Genomic DNA, 25009 nt, shown 5'->3' with positions numbered 1-25009 from the left:
TCAGAGACCGAGCTGTCGGCGTACCTCGGCGGCCACCCGGCCACCCTCGGCCTGGCCCGCCACCGCGGCCTGGGCTGCCTTCATCGCCGGGCCCATCTGGGCCTTGCCGGTGAAGCCGCCCGCGGCGAGCGCCCCCGACACCAGCTCGGTCAGGTCGGCGTCCGACAGCTGCCTGGGCAGGTAGCGGTCCAACACCTCACCCTCGGCGCTCTCCTTCGCGGCCTGCTCGGCGCGGCCGGCGTCGGCGAAGGCGGTGGCCGCCTCCCGACGCTTCTTGGCTTCCTTGGTCAGCACCGCGAGCACCTCGTCATCGGTGAGCTCGCGCTTGGCCTTGCCGGCGACCTCGGCGGTGCCGACGGCGGCCAGGGCCATCCGCAGCGTGGAGGTGGTCAGCTCGTCGCGCGCCTTGAGCGCGGAACGCATGTCGGCAGTGAGGCGGTCCTTCAGCGTGCTCATGGACGGTCAAACTACCCTGAACGCCATGCGAAAGCGCACACTATTCCGGCTCGCCGCCGGAACCGCCACGATCGGCGCGGCCACGCTCGCGTACGCGTCGCTCGTCGAGCGCAACATGTTCACAGTGCGGCGGTACGACGTGCCGGTGCTCCCGGCCGACGCGGAGCCGCTGCGCGTGCTGCACCTGTCGGACCTGCACATGATGCCCGACCAGGCGCGCAAGCAGCGCTGGGTGGCGTCGCTGGCCGCCCTCGACCCCGACCTGGTGGTGGTGACCGGTGACAACATGGCACACCCGGGCGCGGTGCCCGGGGTGCTGCGGGCCCTGCAACCGCTGCTGGACTACCCGGGCGCGTTCGTGTTCGGCTCCAACGACTACACCGGGCCGGTGTTGAAGAACCCCTTCACCTACTTCCTGCCCGACCGGGAGTACACCGAGGGCGTCGAGCTGCCCTACGAGGAGCTGCGGCAGGTGTTCACGGGCGCCGGCTGGGCGGACCTCAACAACGCCCGGACCACGCTGAAGGCCGGTGGCCGACAACTCGACCTGGTCGGCGTCGACGACCCGCACATCGATCGGGACGACTACCCCGCCGTCGCCGGCGCGGTGTCGTCGTCGGCGGACCTCTCCATCGCGCTGACGCACTCACCCGAGCCACGGGTCCTCGACCAGATGGCGGCGGACGGCTTCGGGCTGCTGCTGGCCGGGCACACCCACGGTGGTCAGGTCTGCGTACCGGGCTTCGGGGCGCTGGTGACCAACTGCGGCCTACCCCGCTCGATGGCGCGCGGCCTGCACCGGTGGCCGGGCTCGGACTCCTGGCTGCACGTCTCCGCCGGCCTCGGCACCCACCCGACCGCCCCGATCCGCTTCGCCTGCCCCCCGGAGGCGAGCATCCTCACCCTCATCCCCCGCTGACCGCCCGCCGGGGATACCGAGTTTGACCATCGGGGCGGGTGGGCTACTATTTGTCGGCACGCCTCGGGGTGTGGCGCAGCTTGGTAGCGCGCTTCGTTCGGGACGAAGAGGTCGTCGGTTCGAATCCGGCCACCCCGACCAGAGGCAAGAGGGCACATCCGATCCATGGATGTGCCCTCCGGCATATCTACGGTCCGCAGCGGCGCAGGTCCCAGCGGCAACCGCATCACGTTCACCATCTGCTGCCGGCCTTCAACCTTTTGGCCCTCGACGGAGTCGTGAGAGGTAACCAATCGAGGCGGGGGCTAATGGCAGGTGACGACGAGCATTTTCGGGAGTTCGTCGAGACGCGCTACATGGATCTCTTGCGCGTGGCGTACCACCTCACTGGCTCGACCCAGGATGCCGAGGATCTGGTGCAGGCCGCGCTGGTGAAGGTGATGCGTCGGTGGCGGCGGGTCGACGACCCGATGGCCTACCTGCGACGAGTCATGATCAACCAGCACATCAGCCTTTGGCGCCGCCACCGGATGCACGAGGTGGTGACGGCGTTCTTCCCCGAGCGGCCCACCCGGGACATGACCGAGTTGGTCACCGAACGGCGCGCTCTCTACGAGGCCATGCGAGCGCTGACACCTCGTACCCGTGCCGTGATCGTGCTTCGGTACGTCGTCGATCTGCCGGAGGCCGAGGTCGCGACCGCTCTCGGCTGCTCCGTCGGGTCGGTCAAGAGTCGCGCGTCACGTGGATTGGCTCGCCTGCGCCTGGCGCTGGCGCCGGACGCGCCCCCGTCGGCACAGCTCCCGACTTCGACACCAGCGTCAGCTGATCCAGCACCGACCGGGACGACGAAGATGACGGGGGTAACACCATGACGGTCGACGACGAGCTGAGCCGGGCCCTGGCCGAGCTGAGCAGGACACTGACCCCGCAGCCAGACCCGTACGGCCGAGCGAGGGCGCGATACCGACGGAACCGGCAGCGACGCCTCGGCGGGCTGGTTCTGGCCCTCGTGGTCTCCGTGGGAAGCACCGCCTTCGCCATCGCCAGCCCGGGCCGGACCACGCAGCCGCTACCTGCCGACCCGACCGAGTCCATCGCACCAGTGCTGGTGTGGTCGGACAGACTCCTCCAGTCGCCGCCGCGCGGTGCCGTCGCCGGGGACAGCAGCTTTGTGCGTCAGCTCTCCGAACTGTTGTTGGCGGCCCAACGCCGGGGAGAGTTCTCCCGCCTGAAGGTGCCGGTGAGCGGGGTCAAGATCCTCTTCGCGGACGACGTGGACGGCCACCGGGTCGCCCTCGCCGCCTTCGTCCGCAACCAGCCCGACCCGGTCACCGGCTGGCCGAGCGCCGCGGTGTGGCTGGTCGCCGACAAGGGTGCCAGCGCCCAGGAACTGGCCAGCACCGCCGCCATCCGGGGGGTCAGCGACGCGCTGGAACCGTACGAGAGGCTGGCCGTGGATGACGCGGAGGCGGCACACGTGGCGATCGCCCCGGCCGGCTGCGTCTTCCTCAGCTCACCATTGCCCGACAGAAACACCTTCCGGTGGGCCCCGGAGCCGACCGGGTCCTACCTGATCCGCACCGCGAAGACCCACAGGCCCGAGTGGTGGCGGGTCGACTGCGGCGCGGTGACCCGCCAGATAACGCCCGGGCCGGGTTCGTTGGCCACCAAGCCGATCACCGACGCTCAGCTCGCGACGGCGATGTCCCGTGTACGCGGCAGTGTCGGGCAGCAACGTGCCCGGGAGCTGGTGTACCAGTTGGCCCAGTCCGAGGGCTACCGCCTGACCGCCCTTCCGAGCGTGGTGTGGGGCGGGCACGTTGCTGGCCTGCCTGCCTGGCTGACCGACGGGTCGCCCAACGCTGGAGAGCCGTCGGTGGAGGACGGCCAGGTGACGGTCCTGGCTGCACCCAGGGTGGGCGGCGACTGGATCGGTGAGGTGTCGATCGCCCCCGATCAGCCACGGTCCGACGGCGTGCTCGGCACCGGCACCTCCTTCACCACGACGGCCGACCCGACCGATCCCGCCGGCGTGCTGGCCGTGCCCATCGGCGTTGAAACCGGCGGTAGCGAGGGTCAGCAGCTCCTGCTCGTGGTGACGCCGGCAGCCGCCACCACTGTGCGTGTCCTGCGCGACGGGCAGGAGGTGGCGCGGAGCGCCGTCAGCGGGTCCGGGACGGCCATGCAGGTGCCCCGCCCGACCGCGGGCCTGGTCGTGGAGGCGCTCGACGCGTCCCGCGGGACGATTGCCAGCGGACAGGTGGCCAAGCAGGATGCCCAGGGGACACCCGCGACCGACACGTGGAACCAGGATTGATCGCGTCCGAGCTGCGAATATAGGTGTTTCTACCGATCCCCCGAGGGGCGGCCGCCCCTAACGTCAGCGGCACACCACAATGTCCGAGGGGGACCACCGATGACCATCGCACCCGATCTCATCGCCGTGAAGGCACGCCAGCAGGTGACGTGGGCCAGCGGTGACTACGGCGCGGTCGCCGCGCTCATCCACCCGATCTCCGAGCTTCTGGTGACCGCCGCCGACCTGTCGGCCGGCGCCCGCGTCCTCGACGTGGCGACCGGGTCCGGCAACGCCGCCATCGCCGCCGCCCGCTGCGGCTGCATCGTGACCGGCGTCGACTACGTACCCGAACTGTTGGAACGCGGCAAGGCCCGTGCCGCTGCGGAACGACTCCCGATCACGTTCGTGACCGGCGACGCGGAGCGCCTGGCGTACGCCGATGGGTCCTTCGACGCGGTGCTCTCCGTCGTCGGCGTGATGTTCGCGCCGGACCAGGAGCGGGCGGCGACCGAGCTGGTCCGGGTCTGCCGGCCCGGCGGCACGGTGGCGCTGGCGTCGTGGACGCCGCAGGGCTTCATCGGCGACCTGTTCCGCACGGTGGGGCGGCACGTGCCGCCACCGGCGGGGCTGCGCCCGCCGGCCGAGTGGGGCGACGAGGGCCGGGTCCGCGAGCTGCTCGGCGCGGCCGTCAGTGAACTGCGGGCGGTACGCCGGGAGTTCGTCTTCCGCTTCGGCACACCTGAGGAGTTCGCCGACTTCTTCCGAGTCAACTACGGGCCGACGTTGAAGGCGTTCGAGGCACTGCCCGAGGAACGACGCCCGGACCTGCACGCCGATCTGGTGGAGCTGGCCCGCACCCACAACCGCGCCACCGACGCCACGGTCCGCATCCCGGCAGAATACCTGGAGGTCGTGGCGCAGCGGGCCCCCGACCCGGCCTGACGCACGTCCGCGCCACGCCGTTCGAGGTGACGCAGGCCGGTCAGTCCTGCCGGTCGGTACGCGCGATCTCAGTCCTGCCGCTCGGTGCGCTCGATCTCCGTAAACGCGGCGGCCAGGTAGTCGTCCAACGGCACGCTGGTCGCCGCCAACAGGTCGGCCACGAGCAGCGGGGCGTGTCGGGCCAGCGCCGAGGCGTCCGGCGGTGACTCGTCGCCGTCGGGGTCGTACACCCCCAAGGCGCCGGCCAGCAGGACGAGCACCACGTGCGGGTCGACGTCCGTTCGCCACCGCGTCGACTCCTGCACGCAGCGGGTCAACACCTGGCGGATGTCGTCGCCGGTCAACCCGTCCGGATGGCTCTCCTCCAGCAGCAACCGGACCACCGCGCCGAGCACCAGGCCGGAACGCTCGTCCGCGGCGAGACCGCCGACCGCCTCGTCGTACGCCTGACCGTCGCGTGCCTGGGCGGCGGCGACGGCAGTCGTCGCGGTCACCGCGATGGCGCGGGCGGTAGCGGGCAGATGTCGCCAGGTGCCGGTCATCGAGCCAGCATCGCAGACCCGGCGGACACCGCCCGACCGCGATCACGGCGAGTGGATCAACGTGGGGTTGGTCACCCGGCGGCCCCGATGGCCGCGAGACGTGGGCAAAACGGTTCGCGTGGCGTCAGACCCACCGAACAGAATGCGGGCATGTTGCGTCGTGCCCTGCCCCGCCGTTCGGAAGCTCGCCGGATCCTCCTCGGCACTCTGCTGTCGGCGATCGGGCGGGGTCTGACCCTGCCGTTCCTGTTCATCTACCTGACCGACGTACGCGGGCTCACCGACACCCGGGCCGGGCTCGTCATCGGCTGGTACGGCGTGGTCACCCTGGCCCTGTCACCGCTGGGCGGGACGCTGATCGACCGGATCGGCGCCCGCCGGGTGGTAGTGCCCTGCCTGCTCATCGAGGCGATCGGCACCGGCTCGTTGGCGCTGGTCCACTCGACCGGCTCGGCCCTGCTGGTGATGACGGTGATCGCCATCGGCAGCTCGGCGATCTGGTCCGGGCAGAACACCATCCTCGCGTCGTTGACCGACGACGATGAGCGGCAACGCGTCTTCGGGTTGAACTTCGCCCTGCTCAACCTCGGCATCGGCATCGGTGGGATGACCTCGGGCGCGATCGTCGACACCGCCCGGCCCGGCACCTTCCACACGATCTACCTGCTGGACGCTGTGACCTACCTGTTGCCGGCGCTGATCCTGCTCACCCTGCCGGGCGTGGGCCACCGACTCGGCAAACGTCGAGGCGCCGACGAGCCGTCGCCCGGCGGCTACCTGACGGTGCTCCGTGACCGCCCGTTCCGGCGGCTGGTGATCTTCGGGCTGATCCTCACCACCTGCGGGTACGCGCAAGTGGAAGTGGGCTTCGCCGCGTACGCGGTGCGGGTGGCCGAGGTGAACCCCCGGGTCGTGGCCTGGGCGCTCGCGGCCAACACCGTGATGATCGTGCTCGCGCAACTGCTGGTGATCCGCCGAATCGAAGGGCGCAGCCGCACCCGGGCGTTGGCCGTGGTGGGAGCGGTGTTCGCCGCCGCCTGGCTGGTCCTCGGCGCTGCCGGCCTGGTCAGCGGTGAGAACGCCGCGCTGGCCGCCCTGTGCGTGGTGCTCTGCTCGGCGATCTTCGGCTTCGGCGAGACGATGCTGTCCCCGGTGATGCCCGCTCTGACCAACGCGCTGGCCACCGACGAGCTGCGCGGCCGGTACAACGCGATGAGTTCGATGATCTTCGGCATCAGCGGTGTGATCGGCCCAGTGACCGCCGGCCCGCTCCTCGCCGCCGCCAACGGCATGGTCTGGGTTGCGACAGTGGTCGGCGGCTGCCTGCTCGCCTCGCTGGTAGCGCTGTCCCTGCGCCGGCTGCTCACCACCGAGCAGGACGGCCTGGCGACGACCACCCCGGCGTCCCCCAACCCCGCGCCCGCCCCCGCCGCCTGACCTCGAACACCCCCGAACCTCGCGCCCCGCGCCAAGATCCGAGCAACTTCCCGGATGTTGGTGCCTCGGGCGCGCGGGAGGCACCAACAACCCTGATGTTGCGCGGATCTTCCTCATTGATCTTGTCGCGCGCCAAGATCGCGCGGACACGGACCCGAGCGCGGACACGGACCCGAGCGCGGACACGGGTGGGCGGTGTCTGGGACGGGTCGGGCCCCGGAGCTGGTGCTCCGGGGCCCGATGATCGCGGGGTCGGCCGTCAGGTGGCGGGGACCTCGGCGGTGGTGCGGATCCGGTCCAGCGTCGGTGCGGAGACCGGCGACTGGGCGGTCAGGTAGTCCACGAAGGCGTCCAGGTCGATCTGGCCGGTGACCAGGTTCGTGCCGCCGGTGAGGGCGCTGAAGCCGTCACCGCCGCCGGCCAGGAAGTTGTTCACCGTCACCCGGTAGGTGGCGGCGGTGTCGACGGCGGTGCCGCCGAGGGTGAGGCTGCCCCGGACCACGCGGGTGCCGGCGCACGGCTCGGCGACCGTGCCGGTGGTGCCGTTCGGGTCGACCACGTAGCCCACGGTGGCGGACGGGTACAGGGTCCGACCGGTGACGAACTGCTGTTCCAGTACGCAGTAGAGCTGCGCGCCGGTGAGGTCCAGTGTCACCAGGTTGTTGGCGAACGGCTGCACCGTGAACGCCTCCTCGTAGGTGACCGGGCCGGCGTCGAGGTCGGCCCGGACCCCGCCCGGGTTCATGAAGGCGGCGACTGCGTTCTGTTCGTTGTCGGTGGCGGCGAGTTGCGCATCGGCGATCAGGTTGCCCAGTGGCGATTCGCCCAGACTCGTACCGAAGAGGGTTTCCTGGCTCCGGGTGATCGCCTGGCTGGTCACGCCGACCTCGCGTCCGGCGACCGGGCCGAGCACCGTCTTGTACCGGTTGATCAGCGCGGTCTGCCGCGGGTCCTTGGCGACGTCACGGGTGACCACGACGTTGTTCGCGGCTGCGGATAGCACGTCCCCGCTCCGACGATCGATCTTGAGGTCGATGTCGGTGACCAGGCGACCGAACGAGCTGGCGCTGGTGACCAGCTTGCCGTTGATGTCGCAGTTGTACGCCTGGTGGGTGTGCCCGCTGACCACCACGTCGATCGACGGGTCCATCCGGTTGGTGATGTCCACGATGGGGCCGGTCATGCCGACGCAGTCGTTGATCCCACCGGTCGCGGCCTGGGTGCCGCCCTCGTGCAGCAGGACGACGATCGCCTGTACGCCCTTGCGGCGCAGCTCGCGAGCGTACCGGTTTGCGGTGTCCGCCTCGTCGGCGAAGCTGAGGCCGGCGACGCCCTGCTGGCTGACGATCTGCGGGGTGCCCTCCAAGGTCATGCCGATGAAGCCGACCTTGACGCCCTGCACCTTGTGGATGGCGTACGGGGCCATCAGCGGCTTGCCGGTCGCGGTCGTGAAGGCGTTCGCGGACAGGTACTGGAAGCCGGCCCCGCGGTACGGGGTGCCGTCGACGCAGCCGTCCACCGGGTGGCAGCCGCCGTTCTGGATTCGCAGCAGCTCGGCGGCGCCTTCGTCGAACTCGTGGTTGCCGACGCTGGCGTAGTCGAGCCCGGCCATGCTCAGCGCCTCGATGGTCGGCTCGTCGTGGAACGCGGCCGAGAGCAGCGGGGACGCGCCGATCAGGTCACCGGCGGCGACCGTGATGGTGTTCTTCTTCTTGGCTGCGGCACGCAGCTCGGCAAGGTGGGTGGCCAGGAACTCGACACCACCGGCGGGCTGCCCGGCGATGGTGCCGCTGGATCCGCTCGGCGGTTCGAGGTTGCCGTGGAAGTCGTTGAGGGCCAGCAGTGTGACGTCGACCGGCTTCGGCCGCGCGTCGGCTTGCTCAGGGCTGGTGGCGACCGCGCCGAGGGCGGCCACCGCGAGCGCGGTCAGGCCGACAGCGGCCCGACGCATCCCGGGTATGAACATGGATCTCCTCGTGAGAATCGGCGCGTACGGTGCCCGGCCTGTGGGTCGACCGGGGCCGCCGACGGACGCCGTCGAAAGGGTCGCGGATGGCGGCGGTTGAGCATGGCCCCCGCCCCGACAGCCTCTCATCCGGATGCCGACCGGTCGACCCGGGCAGCACATCGGAGCAGCGCGGACGCCGAGGCCCGAATCGATCGGCGTTTAACGCGGTCTGCCGGACAGTGTCGGACCCAGGGTCTAGAAAGGACGGGACAGCCAACGCGGACAGGAGGCATCGTGAGCGGATCGACTCCGGTGGTGGAGCAGGTGCGATCGGCGGACGGCACGCCCATCGCGTTCGAACGATCCGGTGCCGGGCCGGCGGTCATCCTGGTCGGCGGCGCGTTCAGTGATCGCAACGCGACCCGGGACCTGGGTGCGGCGTTGGCACCGGATTTCACAGTCTTCGGCTATGACCGTCGGGGTCGGGGCCACAGCGGTGACACCATGCCGTACGAGATCGGCCGCGAGATCGACGACCTGGCTGCCCTGATCGCGGCAGCAGGTGGTTCCGCCGCCGTCTACGGCATCTCCTCCGGCGCGGTCCTGGCCGCCCTCGCCACCGCTGAGGGGTTGCCGGTGACCGGGTTGGTCCTGTTCGAGCCGCCGTTCCAGGTTGGTTCGCACGTGGGCGTCCGCAAGAACATCACCCCACAGCTCATCGAGCTGATCGCCGCCGACGACCGGGATGGCGCGGTGGAGACCTTCCTCGGCGCCTCGGTGGGGCTGCCGGCCGAGCAGATCACCGCGATGAGGTCGCAACCGATGTGGGGTGGGCTGACCGCGGTCGCGCACACCCTGGTGTACGACGCGATCATCACCGCCGGAGGACGACTCCCCGAGGGCCAGCTGGCGGCCATCACCACACCGACCCTCGCGGTGGACAGCACCGGCAGTCCACAGTGGTTGCGGGACGCGAGCCTGGCGGCTGCCGAGGCGGTTCCGGGTGGCCGGTCCGTCAGCCTCGACGGCGGCTACCACGATGTGCCGCCGACGACGCTGGCCCCAGCGCTGCGCGAGTTCCTCCTCGGTTGACGGCGCCAGCGCACCACCCGGCCGGCGGGCGGCGGGCCTGGGCGGGTCAGCTGTTGACCAGCGCCTTCTCGACCAGGGCCGCTACGGCGTCAGGTGGCCAGGCGCCCGCCACGCCGGGCCGGGCCGCCAGGTAGGTGGCGATCCGCTCGGCCGGCCAGCCGTGCGACTCGCGTAGGCCCCGGGCGATCATGCCGAGATAGATCGGCGCGGGTGGTCGGCACGGCACGGCTGACGCCCCCTCGGGGGCGGTGAAGGTGAGCAGCGGAACGCCGTCGCGGCTGCCCGGGCAGATCAGCGTCTCGTACCGTCCCGGGCCGAGCGTGGCTCGTCCGTTGGCGACGGCGGCGTCGATGGCCGCGCCGGTGGCGGGGATCAGGTCGACCGTGTCGCCCGGCGGGCGGTACATCTCCTGTGCCGCGATGTCGGTGAACTGCTCCAGGGTGACCAGGTAGGCGCGGGCCGCGGCCTCGCCCGGCAGGTGCGGGTCGTAGAAGGCCATGCCGCCGGTCCAGGCACCGGACTCGCCGGCGAAGTAGATGCCGCCGGGCAGCGACACGGGCGTCGACCGGCTCGGTGGACGCCGGTCGCGGCAGCCCGGGTACGTCCGTTTTCCGCCGGGTGGGCAGCCGCCGCCGATGTACCAGCCCAGTCGGGCCGCGTGCATGTTCGAGCCGTACGAGACGTACCAGGCCAGCACGACGACGCCCTCAGAAGCCGCAGGTCTGCCCGGCGGAGTGGCTCACCTGCACGGTGTGGGTCACGCAGCCGCCGGCCTCGACCGAGTGCAGCAGGAAGGCGGTGGGCTCGTTGACCCAACCGATCTGCTCGTCGGCGCTCATGGTGAGGGTGCTCTGCTTCCACGTGCTGGGCGCCACGGTGAGGACCGTGCCCGCGTACGCCGTGGTGACCGGGCGGTGCAGGTGGCCGGCGGCGACCCGTACGACGTGGGGGTGCCGGCCGATCACCTCGGCGAGCGCGTCACCGTCGGCGAGCCGGATGGAGTCCGCCGCGGGGATGCCGACCGCGACCGGCGGATGGTGCAGGAAGAGCACGGCGGGCACCTCGGGCCGCCCGGCCAGCACCCCGTCGAGCCAGCCGAGTTGCTCCTCGCCGAGTTGGCCGCCGTCGCTGCCGGGGACGAGCGAGTCGAGCACCACGACCGACGCCGCCTCGTGGTCGACGTGGTAGTAGGCCGAGAAGCCGCCGCCGAGCCACGGAGTGCCCCCGAACGCGTCGAGCAGGGACTCCCGGTCGTCATGGTTGCCGGTGGTCAGGTGCACCGGCAGCGGGAACCGGCCGATCACCTCGCGCAGGGCCGCGTACTCGTCGGGCTGGCCGTGGTCGACCAGGTCGCCGGTGATCACCACGCAGGCCGGTCGGGGTCGCAACGCCAGCACCCGGCCGAGCGCTCGGTGCAACCCGGCGGCCGGTTCGGCGGCGAGCAGGCCGGTGGTCAGATGCGGGTCACTGAGCTGGGCGATGAGCATGGGCTCGCCTCCTCGGCGCCGGGATGCTCCACGCTATCGCCAGGCGCGGCATCCCGGGGGGCGTGCGTCCACAGGCTGCGTCCACAGCCTGTGGATAGCACGTGTGTACGAAACCCGACTGTTCCAGCCACCGTGAGTACGCTTGATCGAGCGGTTCGGCGTCGGCCGGGCCCCTCCCCTACCTGGAACGACGTGCGAGTGGATCATCAGCGAGTCATCCGTGACGTCACCGCCCGCCTGCCGATGGCGTCGAGCACGCCGGAGGCGTGTCGGTGGACGGTCACCGCGCTGTCCCGCCACACCCCGGCGACCATCTCCGTGCTGCTCGCGGTCCACGACCGCCTGCGTTGCGTCGCGGCGACCGGGGCCTGGCAGGTCTTCGCCACCGTGCCGGCACGCACCGGCATCGTCGGCCGGGTGTACGCCACCGGCGCTCCCGCCGTCGTCCCGGACGTCACAGTCGACCCGGACTACCTGCCGGTACGCCCGGACGTGACCGCCGAGCTGTGCGTACCGGTACTGGACCCGACGGGTCGGGCGATCGGCGTGCTCGACCTGCAGTGGAGTGAGCCGACCGACCTGGAGCCGTGGCGGGAGACCGCGCAGCGGCTCGCCGACGGGCTCGGCGCGCGGATCGCCGCCCTCGGTGGCCCGCCGGCAGAGAGCCGCAGCGAGAAGTTGCTCCGGCACGCCGCCGCGCTCTCCTCCGCACCGACCGAGGGGGAGGTGATGGGGGTGGCGGCCCGCGCCGCCCGGGAGGTCTCCACGCTCTCCACCGCGCTGCTCCTGCTCGGCGGTCAGCTCGGCCCGTCCCCGGCGACGCCGAGTGACCTGGAGACCCGGATCCGCGCCGAGCTGGCTGGGGCGGGTCCGGCCGCCCTGGACCGGATGGTCGACCGGGCACACCGGTACGGCGCCGGGTACACGCTGGGCGAGGCCGGACATCCCCCCACCGAGGACTACCGTCCACTGACCCGGGCGGGGGTACGCACGCTGGTCGCCGTGCCGGTCGGGCCGACGGACGCCGGCGGGGTGTTGCTGGTCGCCGACGAACGCGCGCTGCGTCCGGACCCGACCACTGTCAGCCTGATGGAGTTGCTCGCCGGCCAGGCCTGGACGAGCGTGGACCGACTGCGCACGCTGGCCCGGCTGCGGGAGCAGGCCAGCTCGGATCCGCTGACCGGGTTGCGGCACACCGGCCCGTTCGGGCAGCGGATCGCGGCGGCCACCCCCGGACGTACGGCCCTGCTGGCGATCGACGTGGACGGCTTCAAGACCGTGAACGACACGTACGGCCACCAGGCCGGCGACCGGGTGCTGGTCGGGTTGGCCCGGGCGCTGGAGGAGGCGCTGCGGCACGGCGACGAGTTGTACCGGATCGGTGGCGACGAGTTCGTCGCGGTGATCGAGGTGAGCCGCCCGGAGGAGGCGGTCCGGATCGCCGAACGGCTGACCGAGGCGGCCCGACGCATCGGCCGCACGATCAGCGTGGGCGTCGCCCTCCCCCGCCCCGGCGAAACCCCAGACCGCACGCTGAAAAGAGCCGACCAGGCCCTCTACGCGGTAAAACGCCAAGGCCGAGACGGCGTCCTACTCTCCGCCGCCTAACCCACCGCCCCTCGCGAGTCCCCAAGCCCCGAGCTCTCGCCGATCTTGCACTTTCGGTCGTCGTCTTGTCCGCATTCATCCCCTATGCCGCCGCAGAAACTGCAAGATCGCCGCGGCGAGGGCGGGGAGCGCGGGGGCGAGGGCGGGGGTTAGGGGGTTCGGAGTTCTTTGGCTAGGAGCTCGGCGATCTGGGCGGTGTTGAGGGCTGCGCCCTTGCGGAGGTTGTCGCCGGTGACGAAGAAGTCGAGGGCGCGGGGGTCGTCCAGGGCGCGGCGGATCCGGCCGACCCAGGACGGGTCGGTGCCGACGGCGTCGATCGGCATCGGGAACTCCCCGGCCGCGGGGTCGTCGACCAGGATCACTCCGGGGGCGTTGCGCAGCGCCTCACGGGCGCCCTCGGCGTCGACCTCGGTGGCGAAGACCGCGTGCACGGCTACCGAGTGGGCGGTGACGACCGGCACCCGGACGCAGGTGGCGGACACCTTGAGGTCGGGGAGGCCGAGGATCTTCCGCGACTCGTTGCGGATCTTCATCTCTTCGGATGACCAGCCGCTGTCCGCCGGGGAGCCGGCCCAGGGGACCACGTTGAGCGCCATGGGTGCCGGGAACGGGCCCAGGTCGTCGCCGACCGCCTGCCGCACGTCACCGGTGCGCGAGCCCAACGCCCGATCGCCGGCGACCTTGGCGAGCTGGTCGTGCAGGATGTCGACGCCGGACTTGCCCGCGCCGGAAACCGCCTGGTAGGAGGCGAGGACCAGCTCTCGTAGGCCGTACTCGCGGTGCAGCGGCGCGATCGCGACGATCATCGCGAGCGTGGTGCAGTTGGCGTTGGCGATGATGCCCCGCGGCCGGTTGCGGACCTGCTCAGGGTTGATCTCCGGAACGACCAGCGGGACGTCGCGGTCCATCCGGAACGCGCCGGAGTTGTCGACAGCGATCGCGCCTCGGGAGACGGCGATCGGGGCCCACTCGGCGGAGACCTCGTCGGGCACGTCGAACATGGCCACGTCGACCCCGTCGAACGCCTCGGGGGTCAGCGCCTGGACGACCATCTCCTCGCCCCGGCAGCGCACCCGGCGCCCGACGGAGCGTTCGGAGGCGAGCAGCCGGATCTCACCCCAGACGTTGCGTCGCCCGGTGAGCAGCTCACACATCACGGTGCCGACGGCACCTGTCGCTCCGACCACGGCGAGGGTGGGCAGCGCCGTCATCGGCGCTACCTACCCGTCCCCGCGTAGACCACGGCTTCGGTGTCGCCGCCCAGCTCGAACGCGTCGTGGATGGCGCGGACGGCGGCGTCGAGGTCGCTGTCCCGGCAGACCACGGAGACCCGGATCTCGGAGGTGGAGATCATCTCGATGTTGACCCCGGCGGCGCCGAGCGCGGCGAAGAAGCCGGCCGCCACACCGGGGTGCGAGCGCATGCCCGCGCCGATCAGCGAGACCTTGCCGACGTGGTCGTCGTAGAGCAGGCCCTTGAACTTGACCGGCTCCTGGATCTTGCTGAGTGCCGCCATCGCGGTGGGGCCGTCGGCCTTGGGCAGGGTGAACGAGATGTCCGTCCGACCGGTGCCCTCGGTGGAGACGTTCTGCACGATCATGTCGATGTTGATCTCGGCGCCGGCGACGGTGTCGAAGATCCGCGCGGCGGCACCCGGCTCGTCGGGCACCCCGACGATCGTGATCTTGGCCTCGCTGCGGTCGTGCGCGACCCCGGTGATCAGTGCCTGCTCCACGGAAAGGTCCTCCATCGATCCGGTGACCATCGTGCCGGTGTTGGTCGAGTATGACGAACGGACGTGGATCGGCAACCCCGCCCGCCGGGCGTACTCCACGCTACGCAGGTGCAGCACCTTCGCGCCGCACGCGGCCAGCTCCAACATCTCCTCATAGGTGATGTGCCGGATGTGCCGGGCGTTGGGCACGATCCGCGGGTCGGCGGTGAAGACGCCGTCCACGTCGGTGTAGATCTCGCAGACGTCGGCGTGCAGGGCGGCGGCGAGCGCCACGGCGGTGGTGTCCGAACCACCGCGGCCCAGCGTGGTGACGTCCTTGGTGTCCTGTGAGACGCCCTGGAAGCCGGCCACGATGACCACCGACCCCTCGTCGAGCGCGCCCTTGAGCCGCCCGGGGGTGACGTCGATGATCCGTGCGCGGCCGTGCACCGACGTGGTGATCACGCCGGCCTGCGAACCGGTGAACGAGCGGGCTTCGTACCCCAGGTTGTGGATGGCCATGGCCAGCAGGGCCATGGAGATCCGCTCCCCGGCGGTGAGCAGCATGTCCAGCTCGCGGCCCGGCGGCAGCGGGCTGACCTGGTTGGCCAGGTCGAGCAGCTCGTCGGTGGTGTCGCCCATCGCGGAGACCACCACCACCACGTCGTCGCCGGCCTTGCGGGCGGCGACGATGCGCTCGGCCACCCGCTTGATCCGCTCGGCGTTGGCGACGGAGGACCCGCCGTACTTCTGCACCACGAGTGCCACGACGGTGCACTCCCTCCCAGCGACCCTGAGCGTGCCGACGCCGCCGGAACCGGGGCCGGCGGCGCGTGTCAGACCCCTTGAGGGTATCCGGCGGGTAACGACGCCGGGTCAGGTGATCCCACCATCCGGCCCGCCCGGGGCCGGCCGGGCCGGATCCCACCAGGTCGGGCGGTACGCGGACACGGCCTCGCCCGACACGCCGGGGCGAGCCACGGTACGCGTCGGCACCCACCGATCGCCCGCACCCACCAGAATGGGCCGGTGCCCGTCCTCATCCGCTCGGCCGGCCGCGTGCTCGGGCCGCTCGTCCTCGCCCTGCCCGCGCTCCTGGCCGGCTGCACCAGTGCGCAGCAGCCCCCAGCTCCGCCGCCCGCCGATCCGGGGCCGGTCGACGTGGACGCCGCGCGGGATGAGCTGGCCGCGCTGGCCGCGGCGGCCCAGGACCGCCACCTGGTGGCCCAGTACGTGTACAGCCAGACGGGTCGACCCGATCGCACCATCGTGTTAACCAGTGCCAACGACGGCAGCTGGCGGGTCGACGTGCCGGGGGGCGCGTTGGGTGGCACGGCCGACGTCTCGATGGCCGAGACGGCCGACGGGCTGTTCCAGTGCGCCCTCCCGTCGGCCGGTCATGCCGAGTCGGCGACTTGCGTACGCCTGGGTGATCGCGACGACGCGATCCCACGTCGGTCGGACCCCCGGGTCCAGCACCCGCTCACCGACTGGCTGGACGTGCTCACCGACCGACGCGCGCCCTTGGCGGTGGCCCCGGCCGACGCGCCCGAGGGTGTCACCGGCACCTGCTACTCGGTGGACTCCACCTCGGCGTCGCTCAACGCCCCGCTGGACGTGGGCATCTACTGCTACGACCGGGACGGCACGCCGACCGGCGTCCGCACCGGGGCCGGGACGCTGCGGTTGGCCGCTCCACCCGGCCCGGCGCCGGCCACCGTGCAGCTGGCCGGCCCGGTGGTGGTCGACCGGGAGCCGCTCGACACCGCGGCGCCGCCGACCCCGGACCCGTCGGAGAGCACGGGCGCGACAACGCCCTGACCTTCGTCCCGTTACGGGTGCTCTTGCCCACATTCAGCCACCCCTGCCCGAGAGGGCGAATCGCCCATACAGGACGATCCGTCGTATGGCCGACCTCACCCCGCTGCTCGCCTACCGCTGGAGTCCACGAGCCTTCGACCCGAGCGCCGAGCTGACCCCGGAGGAGTCCGCCTCGCTGCTCGAGGCCGCGCGCTGGGCCCCGTCGGCGGAGAACGGGCAGCCCTGGCGGTTCGCCCTCGGCCACCGGGACGACGAAACCTGGAAACGGATCCTGATCAGCCTCCCGGTCGACGACCAGACCTGGATCCGGCACGCCGCGACCCTTGTGGTCGGCGCCCACACCGGCCTCGACACCGAGCGCGCCGCGTACGACCTCGGGCAGGCGATCGCCCACCTGACCGTGCAGGCCACCGCGCTCGGCCTGCACGTGCACCAGCTCACCCGTTTCGACCGGGCCGGCCTTTCCACCGAACTCGACCTGCCCGGAGGCGTCCGCCCGTTGGTGGTCGCCGCCGTCGGCCGGCTCGGGGACCCGTTCGCCCTCCCGGCCGAGCTGCGTGCCCGGGAGACCGGTCTGCGCCGCCGCCGTCCGGTTGCCGACCTGCTGCTGCGCTGATCGAGCGCCGGGGTCACAGGCCCCGGCTGGCCCGGAGCAGGACCGCCGCGGCCTCGGTGTTGCGATAGCGCACGTGCCGACCCTCGCGGGACCGGGACACCAGGCGGGCGCCGTGCAGCGCGGCCAGGTGCTGGGAGACGTTCCCGGCGGACATCCCGGTGAGTCGGGCCAGGTCGGTGGTGGTCAGCGCCGTCTCGAGCAGGTGCAGCAGCGCGGCCCGGCCCGGCCCGATCACCCGTGCCAGTGGGTCGCCGGGCGGCGGAGCGGTCGCCTCCCAGAGCGTCCCGACGGCACGAACCGGGTACGCCCCGGCCGGCAGCGAATCCTCCAGCAGGTTCCACAGCACGTGCCGCTCGGTGAACACCGTCGGGTTCAGCGCCAGCCCACGACCGCGGAGGTCGAAGTCCCGCTCGAACGTGTCGTCGCTGATCACCCGGTCGCCGTGCCAGCGCAGGCTCGGGTGGAGCTGCTCGAAGAACCGACCGGCACCGCTCTCGGCGAGCTGAGCGGCCCGGTACGCCACGTCGGCGTCGAGCAGCGCCCGCATCCGCGGCCAGTCCGGGGCGATCGCCTCGTCGTGCCAGACCCGCACCGCGTCGACGACCTGCGGCAGCAGCCCGCCGGGGTCGGCCAGTAGCGCCCGCCCGAACGGGGTCAGCGGCCGGCGCGAGGTGGTCGCCAGCAGGTCCTGGACCACCACGGCCGGCGGCGTCGCGGCGATCTGGTCGAGTTGCTCGGCCATCTCCACGTTCGGTCGGGCCGCCGGGGTGAGGAAGTCGGGCAGCCAGCGACCCGGCACTACCAACCCCACCAGAGGTCGGACCCGGTCGGCCACCTCGGGACGACGCAACGTCACCCGAGCCCGGTCGATCCAGGGCAGGTGCACCGCGTAGCGGACCGGTTTGGCCAGCGCCCACATGCTCATGACCGTCTCGTTGACAGGTGACACGGCGAGCCGCACACCCGCCACGTCGGCCAGGCTGAACCGCAACTCGGACACACGCCCCCCCCGGAGCAGGATTCGGTCCAGCCTAAAAGACTCGACCGGAACGATGGGGGCCGGCTTCACTCCGCTCATGGGGGCTACCGAAACCATCCGCACCGCCGTTCGTGACGTCGTACCGCCGGCCGGGCTGACCCGCGCCCTGGCGGTGCAGGCCATGGTCTACGCCGTCGGCAGCGGCCTGTTCCATGCCGGCAGCGCCGTCTTCTTCACCCGGGCGCTCGGGCTCAGCGCCGCCCAGGTCGGGTTGGGGCTGTCCATCGCGGCGGGGGTGTCGCTGCTGGGCACGGTGCCGCTGGGTGGGCTCACCGACAGGTACGGACCGCAGCGGGTCTGGGTGGTGGGGCTGGTGCTGAATGCGGCGCTGTTCGCGACCTACCCGTTCGTGGGCGGCTTCGCGGGGTTCCTCGCCGTGGTGGTGGCGCTGGCCGCCGTGGACGCCGCTGTCGGCGTGGCCCGGCAGGTCTACTCGATCAACGCGCTCCCGCCCGCCGAACGGGTCACGGCGATGGCGTACCAGCGCTCGTCGCTGAACGTCGGCTTCGGGCTCGGCGCGGTGATCAGCGGCCTGGTGCTGGCGGTGGACACGATCACGGCGTACCGGGGGATGGTCTGGTTCATCTCGACGGTCTTCCTCGTGACGGCACTGTTCGTGCGGCGACTGCCCCGGCTGCCGCAGGTGGCCCGACCGACGGAGCCGATGAGTCGGCTCGCCGTGCTCCGGGACCGGCCGTTCATGGCGGTGTCAGTGCTGTCCGGGCTGCTCACCGCGCACGGGGTGCTCTACCTGACGGTCCTGCCGCTATGGATCCTCACCCACACCGACGCCCCGAAGACGGTGATCGCCGGGCTGGTGTTGCTCAACACGATCCTGATCGTGCTGCTCCAGGTACGCGTCAGCCGGGGCGCGGACACTGCGGCGGGCGCGGCCCGGGCCTCCCGCCGGGGCGGTCTGCTGGTCGCCCTGTTCTGCCTGGTGCTGCCGGTTTCCGGCGTCACTCGCGGGGCGCTCACCGTGGTGGTGCTGGTGGCCGCCGCGTTGCTGCTGATCCTGGCCGAGCTGATCGAGTCGGCGGGTACCTGGGGGCTCACCGCCACCCTGCCGCCGGCCGACCAGCGCGGTGCGTACGTGGGGGCGCTCGGGCTCGGCGTGCAGGTCCAGTACCTGATCGCGCCGGCGGGGCTGACCGCGCTCGGGGTGTCCACCGGCGGGTGGGGTTGGTTACCGACGGCAGCGATCTTCGTGCTGGTAGGGCTGGCGATCGTGCCCGCGGTGAGCTGGGCCGAACGGACGCCACGGCTGGGTGCCGAGGTCGCGGAGCAGCCCATGACTCCGGTCCCATAGTCCGGACCTGTCTTTCCACCCCCCGTTCCATCACGTAGGGTGACCTGGTCATGTGGCAGGCGCTGCTCCTCCTTAGCCGCCGCGACGAGGCCTGACCGGCCGGCACCTCGTCGCGGAGTCGCATCGCGCCGTCCAGCACATCCGAGTTTCTTCTCGGCACCGCCGCGCATCGTCGCCCGGCATCTCGCCGACACCTTCCGATCTGCTGACGCCACATGTTCCAGGGAGCACTCTGAGATGGCTCAACCTGTCACCGACGCTGAGACCGATCCGATCGCCCGGCAGCGCCCCAGCCGGATGCCGTACCACCGCTACCAGCCGTACCGGGAGCAGTTCCGGGTCGAACTGCCGGACCGCACCTGGCCGACCCGCACCGTCGACGCCGCCCCCCGCTGGTGCGCGGTGGATCTCCGCGACGGCAACCAGGCCCTGATCGACCCGATGTCGCCGGAGCGCAAGCGCCGGATGTTCCAGCTGCTGGTCCAGATGGGCTACAAGGAGATCGAGGTCGGCTTCCCGTCGGCCAGCCAGACCGACTTCGACTTCGTCCGGCAGCTCATCGAAGACGACATGATCCCGGACGACGTCACCATCCAGGTGCTCACCCAGTGCCGCGAGCACCTGATCGACCGGACGTTCGAGTCGCTGCGCGGCGCCAAGCGGGCCATCGTGCACTTCTACAACTCGACCTCGACGCTCCAGCGACGGGTGGTCTTCGGGCTGGACCGGGACGGCATCGCCGACATCGCCACCAGCGGCGCGCGGCTCTGCCAGAAGTACGCGGAGATCCACACCCCGGACACCGAGATCTTCTACGAGTACTCGCCGGAGTCGTACACGGGCACCGAGCTGGAGTACGCGCTGGAGGTCTGCTCCCGGGTGATCGACGTGATCGACCCGACCCCGGACCGGCCGCTGATCATCAACCTGCCGGCCACCGTCGAGATGGCCACCCCCAACGTGTACGCCGACTCGATCGAGTGGATGCACCGGCACCTGCCGCGCCGCGACAGCGTGGTGCTGAGCCTGCACCCGCACAACGACCGGGGCACCGGGGTGGCCGCCGCCGAGCTGGGCCTGCTCGCCGGCGCGGACCGCATCGAGGGCTGCCTGTTCGGCAACGGTGAGCGCACCGGCAACGTCGACCTGGTGACGCTGGGGCTCAACATCTTCTCCCAGGGCATCGACCCGATGATCGACTTCTCGAACATCGACGAGATCCGGCGAGCGGTTGAGTACTGCAACCAGCTGCCGGTGCACGAGCGCCACCCGTACGCGGGTGACCTGGTCTACACCGCCTTCTCCGGCTCCCACCAGGACGCCATCAAGAAGGGCTTCGACGCCCTCGCCGCCGACGCGAAGGCGGCCGGCGTACCTGTGGACGAGCACACCTGGGCGGTGCCCTACCTGCCGATCGACCCGAAGGACCTGGGCCGCACCTACGAGGCGGTCATCCGGGTCAACTCGCAGTCCGGCAAGGGCGGCGTCGCGTACATCATGAAGAGCGAGCACCAACTGGACCTGCCGCGCCGGCTCCAGATCGAGTTCTCCGGGGTGGTGCAGCAGGTCACCGACCACGACGGCGGCGAGGTCGACCCGACCGCCATGTGGGAGATCTTCGCGACGCACTACCTGCTCGACCACCAGCCCGACCCGGCGGTCCGGCTGGCCGGCTACACGATCGGCACGGCCGACGGCAAGGTCGAGATCGAGGCCCAGGTCGGTGTGGGCGGCGAGCAGCGGTCCCTGGCCGCCGTCGGCAACGGCCCGATCGACGCGTACGTCAACGCGCTCCAGTCGGTCGGAGTGGGCGTGCGGGTGCTCGACTACCACGAGCACGCGCTCTCCTCCGGTGGTGACGCGCAGGCCGCCGCGTACGTGGAGTGTGAGGTGGACGGGAAGACGGTCTGGGGTGTCGGCACCGACGCCAACATCGTCACCGCGTCGATCAAGGCGGTCACCAGCGCCGTCAACCGCGCCCGCCGCTGACCTACGCGCGACACCCCCGGGGTGGTTCCCTACTTCGGGGGTGTCGCGACGGGCAGCGAATGGCAGGGCTGGGACGGCGGAGCTTTCCGGGGCGGTCGGTGGACCAGCACGAGGGCCAGCACCGCGCCGGCCACGAGCAGCCCGGCACACCACTTCATCGCGCCCCGGAACGCGTCGGTCAGGTCGGCCTTCTGCTCGTACCCGGCGCCGGAGAGCCCGACCAGCAGCGGCAGCGCCGCCACCGCGAGCAGACCGCCGGCCCGGGACGCGGCGTTGTTGAAGCCGCTGGCCACTCCGGAGAACCGGTCCTGCACGGCGGCCAGCACCGACGCGGTCAGCGGCGCCACCACCAGGGTCAACCCGATGCCGAAGAGCAGCACACCGGGCAGCACGTCCCGCCAGTACGACGCGCCCGGTCCGACGCCGCGCAGCAGCAGCAGGCCGACCGCGGCGATCACCGGTCCGATGGCGAGCGGCAGCCGTGGGCCGATCCGCGCCGACAGCGCACCGGCGCGCGCGGAGCCGACCAACAGCAGCAGGGTCATCGGCAGCAACGCGATGCCGGTGCGGAAGGCCGACCACCCGACCACGTTCTGCAGGTAGACGGCGAAGAAGAAGGTGAAGCCGCTGAGCGCCGCGTAGACGACAACTGTGAAGAGGTTCAGCACCGAGAAGAGCCGGCTGCTGAACAGCCCGGTGGGCAGCATCGCGGCGTCGCCACGCCGCCGCTCCAGCAGGACGAAGGCCACCGCGGAGAGCACCCCGACCACTGCCGCGATCAGCACCTCGGCGGAGTCGAACCCGCGGGCCGGCGCGTCGATCAGGGCGTAGGTGACGCCGGCGAGGGCGAGCGCTCCGAGCAGGGCTCCGGCCACGTCGAACCGCCGTCGGGCCCGATCCCGTCCCTCGGTGCGGGAGGCGCTCTCGTCCCGGCTCTCCGGCACCCAGCGCAGGGCGGCCAGTAGCACCAGCACGGCGATCGGCAGGTTGAGGAAGAAGATCCAGCGCCAGGAGAGCGTGTCGATCAGCCAGCCCCCGATGAACGGGCCCAGCGCTGTGGACACCCCGGACAGCCCGGCCCAGGCACCGATCGCCCGGCCCCGGTCGTCGGGATGGAAGCTCGCCTGGAGCACCGACAGCGACCCGGGCGTGAGCAGCGCGCCACCGGCGCCCTGGAGGAACCGGGCCGCGATCAGCATGCCGGTGTCCTGGGCCAGCCCGCAGAGCACGGAGGCGGCGGTGAACCAGACCACGCCGATGAGGAAGATGCGTCGCCGGCCGAAGCGGTCGCCGAGCGCGCCGCCGAGCAGCACGAACGCCGCCAGCATCAGCAGGTAGCCGTTGATGGTCCACTGGAGATCGGCGACGTTCGCGCCGAGGTCCTGCCCGAGTTTCGGCAGCGCCACGTTGACGACGGTGCCGTCGAGGAAGACCATGCCAGAGGCGAGTACGGCGGCGAGCAGCGTGCCGCGGCCGGCAGTGGTGCCCATCCGGAGGGGGGACGCCGGTACGGGTGCGGTCATCCCACCAATGTGCCTTGCATCATGTGGGAGACGCCACGAAACGCCGAAACCGTGCCCGGGTACTGTGCGCAATCGCCGGGAGCCCCCAAGCTGGAGAGGTGTCGTCTGTGCGTACCAGATCAGGACCGCGAGCGGCGGTGGCCGCGCTTGCCGCGGCGCTGGCGCTCGGCGTGGCCGGTTGCGTCCCGCAGGATGAGCCGACCACACCGCCGCCGAGCGACGGCGGCAACGCCGCGGAGCAGCTGAGCCAGCTCGCCGTCGCTACCGCCGGCTCGATGAAGGGCTACAGCCGGGAGCGTTTTCCGCACTGGCGGGACACCGGCAAGAACTGCGATGTGCGGGACAGCATCCTCCAGCGCGACGGCAAGGACGTGAAGCTCTCCGGCTGCAACGTGGTCGGTGGGCGCTGGGAGAGCGTGTACGACGGTCGCAGCTTCTCGGATCCCTCCGACGTGGACATCGACCACATGGTGCCGTTGGCCAACGCGTGGCGCTCGGGTGCCGACGAGTGGGACAACGCGAAGCGCGGCGATTTCGCCAACGACACCACCCGTCCGCAGCTTTTCGCGGTTTCGGCGTCCTCGAACCGGTCAAAGGGTGACCAGGACCCGTCCCAGTGGAAGCCGGCAAACCGGTCTTACTGGTGTAAATATGCGCAAGACTGGGTGACGGTCAAGCACTACTGGAAGCTGACGGTGACCAGCGCCGAGAAGGCCGCCCTGACCGACATGTTGGAGGGCTGTTCAGTGGGGAGCGACTCGTGACCGCCGCCGGGGACACCGGCCCGTCCGCCGCCGGCATGACAGCGGACGGCACCGCCGAGACCCCCGCCGCCGTGCCTGGTGCCGGCATGGTCGCGGATTCGGGCGGCGCGGCCGGCCCACAGAGCCGCACCACCGACATCGTGCCCGGCCCCGGCGGCGTGATGACCGACGAGGTCGGGGTCGTCACCGGCGACCTGACGCTGCGCACCGAGTACGCGGACGGCACAGTCACAGTGCGGGTGCAGTACAAGGACGCGGACGAGTGGTACGCGGTGACCGGCGCGTCGGTCACGCTGGCCGACCCGGCCGGGCTGGACGCGGTGCACGGCGTCGCGGTGGGGCTGCTGAACCGCCCCGAGGGCTGACGAGCGCCGGGCACCGCGTCCAGTCTCAGACGTACGAGCCGGGCTCGGTGGGCGCGGAGACCACGGCCGGCGCGTCCCCCTCGCCCTCGGGCCGGACGATCTGCGCGCTGACCCCGTGCGGGCGCAGTTCGCCGCTGGCGATCTGCTCGGCCCAGTGGCAGGCCACCCGGCTGGCGCCGATGTCCCGCAGCACCGGTCGCTCGTCGGCGCAGCGGGTGGGCTGCGCCCACGGGCAGCGGGTGTGGAACCGGCAGCCCGACGGCGGGTTGGCCGGCGACGGCAGGTCACCGGCGAGCAGGATGCGCTCCCGGCGGTCCTCCACGTCCGGGTCCGGCACCGGCACCGCCGACATCAACGCCCGGGTGTACGGGTGCAGCGGCTCGGTGTAGAGCCTGTCGCTCGGTGCCTCCTCGACCAGCGCGCCCAGATACATGACGCCGACCGTGTCGGAGATGTGGCGCACCACCGCGAGGTCGTGCGCGATCACCAGGTAGGTCAGCCCCAGGCTGTCCTGAAGTTCGTCCAGCAGGTTGACCACCTGGGCCTGGATCGACACGTCGAGCGCCGACACCGGCTCGTCGGCGACGATCAGCTCCGGCCCGAGCACCAACGCGCGGGCGATGCCGATGCGCTGCCGCTGCCCGCCGGAGAACTCGTGCGGGTAGCGGGACAGCGCCCAGCGCGGCAGCCCGACCGCGTCCAGGGTCTCGCCGATGATCCGCCGCCGGTCGGTGCGGTCGGTGCCGATCCCGTGGGTCTGGAGGCCCTCGGTCAGGATCGACTCCACGTTCTGCCGAGGATCGAGGCTGGACATCGGATCCTGAAAGATCATCTGCATCCGGCGACGCATGCTGCGCAGCTTGCCCGACGGCAGCGTGGTCAGCTCGACACCGTCGAAGCTGACCTCACCGGCGGTCGGCGGGGTCAGCTGGAGCAGCGCCCGACCCAATGTGGACTTGCCACAGCCGGACTCGCCGACCAGGCCGTACGTCTTGCCGCGCGCGATGCTCAGGTCGACCCCGTCGACGGCCTTCACGTGGCCGACCACCCGGTCGAAGAGCACCCCCCGCTTGATCGGGAAGTGCACCTTCAGGTCGCGCACCTCGACGAGGATGTCGTTCTCACTCACGCCAGCA

Annotated in this window: 23 protein-coding genes and 1 tRNA gene; 14 read left to right on the top strand and 10 right to left on the bottom strand. The window is 71.5% G+C overall.

Annotated elements, in window-relative coordinates:
- Positions 1-456 carry a GatB/YqeY domain-containing protein gene (locus tag IW248_RS26595; protein ID WP_196929129.1) on the bottom strand — a complete coding sequence of 152 codons (456 nt, stop codon included), beginning with the start codon at positions 454-456 and terminating at the stop codon, positions 1-3.
- A gap of 25 nt (positions 457-481) precedes the next feature.
- Between IW248_RS26595 and IW248_RS26590 the strand changes: the two genes are divergently transcribed.
- The 5 genes from IW248_RS26590 (at position 482) to IW248_RS26570 (ending at position 4619) form a co-directional block, all read left to right on the top strand.
- Positions 482-1375 (top strand): metallophosphoesterase, encoded by an 894-nt coding sequence (locus tag IW248_RS26590; protein ID WP_196929128.1) that lies wholly within the window; start codon positions 482-484, stop codon positions 1373-1375.
- A 64-nt stretch (positions 1376-1439) separates the two neighbouring features.
- Positions 1440-1516: transfer RNA gene (locus IW248_RS26585), tRNA-Pro, on the top strand.
- Between the two features lie 167 nt (positions 1517-1683).
- On the top strand, positions 1684-2250 hold the full coding sequence (locus IW248_RS26580) for a SigE family RNA polymerase sigma factor (RefSeq protein WP_196929127.1): 567 nt from the start codon (positions 1684-1686) through the stop codon (positions 2248-2250).
- Positions 2247-3695 (top strand): hypothetical protein, encoded by a 1449-nt coding sequence (locus IW248_RS26575; protein WP_196929126.1) that lies wholly within the window; start codon positions 2247-2249, stop codon positions 3693-3695. The genes IW248_RS26580 and IW248_RS26575 overlap by 4 nt, the downstream gene beginning before the upstream one ends.
- A gap of 99 nt (positions 3696-3794) precedes the next feature.
- Entirely contained in the window at positions 3795-4619 is an 825-nt protein-coding gene (locus tag IW248_RS26570) for a class I SAM-dependent methyltransferase (RefSeq protein ID WP_196929125.1), read from the top strand.
- 68 nt (positions 4620-4687) lie between these two features.
- Here IW248_RS26570 and IW248_RS26565 read toward each other — a convergent pair whose 3' ends face one another.
- Positions 4688-5161, bottom strand: a complete 474-nt coding sequence (locus IW248_RS26565) for a hypothetical protein (protein WP_124815161.1) — start codon at positions 5159-5161, stop codon at positions 4688-4690.
- A 150-nt stretch (positions 5162-5311) separates the two neighbouring features.
- Between IW248_RS26565 and IW248_RS26560 the strand changes: the two genes are divergently transcribed.
- A complete protein-coding gene (locus tag IW248_RS26560; RefSeq protein ID WP_196929124.1) occupies positions 5312-6598 on the top strand; it encodes an MFS transporter in 1287 nt (428 codons plus the stop codon).
- A gap of 259 nt (positions 6599-6857) precedes the next feature.
- On the opposite strand, the gene IW248_RS26555 is transcribed toward IW248_RS26560, so the two are convergent.
- Complete coding sequence (locus IW248_RS26555; RefSeq protein WP_196929123.1) at positions 6858-8564, bottom strand: bifunctional metallophosphatase/5'-nucleotidase; 1707 nt, start codon at positions 8562-8564, stop codon at positions 6858-6860.
- A gap of 276 nt (positions 8565-8840) precedes the next feature.
- Here IW248_RS26555 and IW248_RS26550 point away from each other — a divergent pair, with 276 nt between their 5' ends.
- On the top strand, positions 8841-9638 hold the full coding sequence (locus IW248_RS26550; RefSeq protein WP_196929122.1) for an alpha/beta fold hydrolase: 798 nt from the start codon (positions 8841-8843) through the stop codon (positions 9636-9638).
- Between the two features lie 46 nt (positions 9639-9684).
- Here IW248_RS26550 and IW248_RS26545 read toward each other — a convergent pair whose 3' ends face one another.
- A complete protein-coding gene (locus IW248_RS26545; RefSeq protein WP_307788248.1) occupies positions 9685-10335 on the bottom strand; it encodes a histone deacetylase in 651 nt (216 codons plus the stop codon).
- Between the two features lie 10 nt (positions 10336-10345).
- On the bottom strand, positions 10346-11125 hold the full coding sequence (locus IW248_RS26540; RefSeq protein WP_196929121.1) for a phosphodiesterase: 780 nt from the start codon (positions 11123-11125) through the stop codon (positions 10346-10348).
- A gap of 243 nt (positions 11126-11368) precedes the next feature.
- Between IW248_RS26540 and IW248_RS26535 the strand changes: the two genes are divergently transcribed.
- Positions 11369-12733, top strand: a complete 1365-nt coding sequence (locus tag IW248_RS26535; protein WP_231397827.1) for a diguanylate cyclase — start codon at positions 11369-11371, stop codon at positions 12731-12733.
- A gap of 149 nt (positions 12734-12882) precedes the next feature.
- Here the strand turns inward: IW248_RS26535 and IW248_RS26530 are convergent, their stop codons facing one another.
- The gene (locus tag IW248_RS26530; RefSeq protein ID WP_196929119.1) at positions 12883-13944 is read right to left on the bottom strand and encodes an aspartate-semialdehyde dehydrogenase; all 1062 of its coding nucleotides are present in this window, start codon (positions 13942-13944) and stop codon (positions 12883-12885) included.
- 5 nt (positions 13945-13949) lie between these two features.
- The gene (locus IW248_RS26525) at positions 13950-15215 is read right to left on the bottom strand and encodes an aspartate kinase (protein WP_124823345.1); all 1266 of its coding nucleotides are present in this window, start codon (positions 15213-15215) and stop codon (positions 13950-13952) included.
- Between the two features lie 261 nt (positions 15216-15476).
- Between IW248_RS26525 and IW248_RS26520 the strand changes: the two genes are divergently transcribed.
- Positions 15477-16268 (top strand): hypothetical protein, encoded by a 792-nt coding sequence (locus tag IW248_RS26520; protein ID WP_307788247.1) that lies wholly within the window; start codon positions 15477-15479, stop codon positions 16266-16268.
- 85 nt (positions 16269-16353) lie between these two features.
- On the top strand, positions 16354-16884 hold the full coding sequence (locus tag IW248_RS26515) for a nitroreductase family protein (protein ID WP_196929118.1): 531 nt from the start codon (positions 16354-16356) through the stop codon (positions 16882-16884).
- A gap of 13 nt (positions 16885-16897) precedes the next feature.
- On the opposite strand, the gene IW248_RS26510 is transcribed toward IW248_RS26515, so the two are convergent.
- Positions 16898-17884, bottom strand: a complete 987-nt coding sequence (locus IW248_RS26510; RefSeq protein WP_196929117.1) for an ArsR/SmtB family transcription factor — start codon at positions 17882-17884, stop codon at positions 16898-16900.
- Between the two features lie 76 nt (positions 17885-17960).
- Here IW248_RS26510 and IW248_RS26505 point away from each other — a divergent pair, with 76 nt between their 5' ends.
- Complete coding sequence (locus tag IW248_RS26505) at positions 17961-19232, top strand: MFS transporter (RefSeq protein WP_196929116.1); 1272 nt, start codon at positions 17961-17963, stop codon at positions 19230-19232.
- Positions 19233-19469: 237 nt separating this feature from the next.
- Positions 19470-21221, top strand: a complete 1752-nt coding sequence (gene leuA / locus IW248_RS26500; protein WP_196929115.1) for a 2-isopropylmalate synthase — start codon at positions 19470-19472, stop codon at positions 21219-21221.
- 29 nt (positions 21222-21250) lie between these two features.
- Here the strand turns inward: leuA and IW248_RS26495 are convergent, their stop codons facing one another.
- A complete protein-coding gene (locus IW248_RS26495; protein ID WP_196929114.1) occupies positions 21251-22744 on the bottom strand; it encodes an MFS transporter in 1494 nt (497 codons plus the stop codon).
- Positions 22745-22851: 107 nt separating this feature from the next.
- Between IW248_RS26495 and IW248_RS26490 the strand changes: the two genes are divergently transcribed.
- Complete coding sequence (locus IW248_RS26490) at positions 22852-23508, top strand: HNH endonuclease family protein (protein ID WP_196929113.1); 657 nt, start codon at positions 22852-22854, stop codon at positions 23506-23508.
- A complete protein-coding gene (locus IW248_RS26485; RefSeq protein ID WP_196930374.1) occupies positions 23484-23873 on the top strand; it encodes a hypothetical protein in 390 nt (129 codons plus the stop codon). Before IW248_RS26490 ends, IW248_RS26485 begins: the two co-directional genes overlap by 25 nt.
- A 25-nt stretch (positions 23874-23898) precedes the next feature.
- Here the strand turns inward: IW248_RS26485 and IW248_RS26480 are convergent, their stop codons facing one another.
- The gene (locus IW248_RS26480) at positions 23899-25002 is read right to left on the bottom strand and encodes an ABC transporter ATP-binding protein (protein ID WP_124823353.1); all 1104 of its coding nucleotides are present in this window, start codon (positions 25000-25002) and stop codon (positions 23899-23901) included.
- Positions 25003-25009 lie beyond the last annotated feature (7 nt).

Source organism: Micromonospora ureilytica (assembly GCF_015751765.1).
Classification (GTDB): domain Bacteria; phylum Actinomycetota; class Actinomycetes; order Mycobacteriales; family Micromonosporaceae; genus Micromonospora; species Micromonospora ureilytica.
The sequence above is the reverse complement of the archived record's forward strand: the minus strand, read 5'-3'. Positions and strand labels throughout refer to the sequence as shown.

What these genes read in the sequence shown, in the direction of transcription:
- IW248_RS26555 (WP_196929123.1), bottom strand. Translation starts at nt 8,564, where the DNA reads ATGTTCATACCCGGGATGCGTCGGGCCGCTGTCGGCCTGACCGCGCTC.
- IW248_RS26580 (WP_196929127.1), top strand. Translation starts at nt 1,684, where the DNA reads ATGGCAGGTGACGACGAGCATTTTCGGGAGTTCGTCGAGACGCGCTAC.
- IW248_RS26595 (WP_196929129.1), bottom strand. Translation starts at nt 456, where the DNA reads ATGAGCACGCTGAAGGACCGCCTCACTGCCGACATGCGTTCCGCGCTC.
- IW248_RS26540 (WP_196929121.1), bottom strand. Translation starts at nt 11,125, where the DNA reads ATGCTCATCGCCCAGCTCAGTGACCCGCATCTGACCACCGGCCTGCTC.
- IW248_RS26495 (WP_196929114.1), bottom strand. Translation starts at nt 22,744, where the DNA reads ATGACCGCACCCGTACCGGCGTCCCCCCTCCGGATGGGCACCACTGCC.
- IW248_RS26505 (WP_196929116.1), top strand. Translation starts at nt 17,961, where the DNA reads ATGGGGGCTACCGAAACCATCCGCACCGCCGTTCGTGACGTCGTACCG.
- IW248_RS26530 (WP_196929119.1), bottom strand. Translation starts at nt 13,944, where the DNA reads ATGACGGCGCTGCCCACCCTCGCCGTGGTCGGAGCGACAGGTGCCGTC.
- IW248_RS26565 (WP_124815161.1), bottom strand. Translation starts at nt 5,161, where the DNA reads ATGACCGGCACCTGGCGACATCTGCCCGCTACCGCCCGCGCCATCGCG.
- IW248_RS26590 (WP_196929128.1), top strand. Translation starts at nt 482, where the DNA reads ATGCGAAAGCGCACACTATTCCGGCTCGCCGCCGGAACCGCCACGATC.
- IW248_RS26560 (WP_196929124.1), top strand. Translation starts at nt 5,312, where the DNA reads ATGTTGCGTCGTGCCCTGCCCCGCCGTTCGGAAGCTCGCCGGATCCTC.
- leuA (WP_196929115.1), top strand. Translation starts at nt 19,470, where the DNA reads ATGGCTCAACCTGTCACCGACGCTGAGACCGATCCGATCGCCCGGCAG.
- IW248_RS26570 (WP_196929125.1), top strand. Translation starts at nt 3,795, where the DNA reads ATGACCATCGCACCCGATCTCATCGCCGTGAAGGCACGCCAGCAGGTG.
- IW248_RS26515 (WP_196929118.1), top strand. Translation starts at nt 16,354, where the DNA reads ATGGCCGACCTCACCCCGCTGCTCGCCTACCGCTGGAGTCCACGAGCC.
- IW248_RS26535 (WP_231397827.1), top strand. Translation starts at nt 11,369, where the DNA reads ATGGCGTCGAGCACGCCGGAGGCGTGTCGGTGGACGGTCACCGCGCTG.
- IW248_RS26575 (WP_196929126.1), top strand. Translation starts at nt 2,247, where the DNA reads ATGACGGTCGACGACGAGCTGAGCCGGGCCCTGGCCGAGCTGAGCAGG.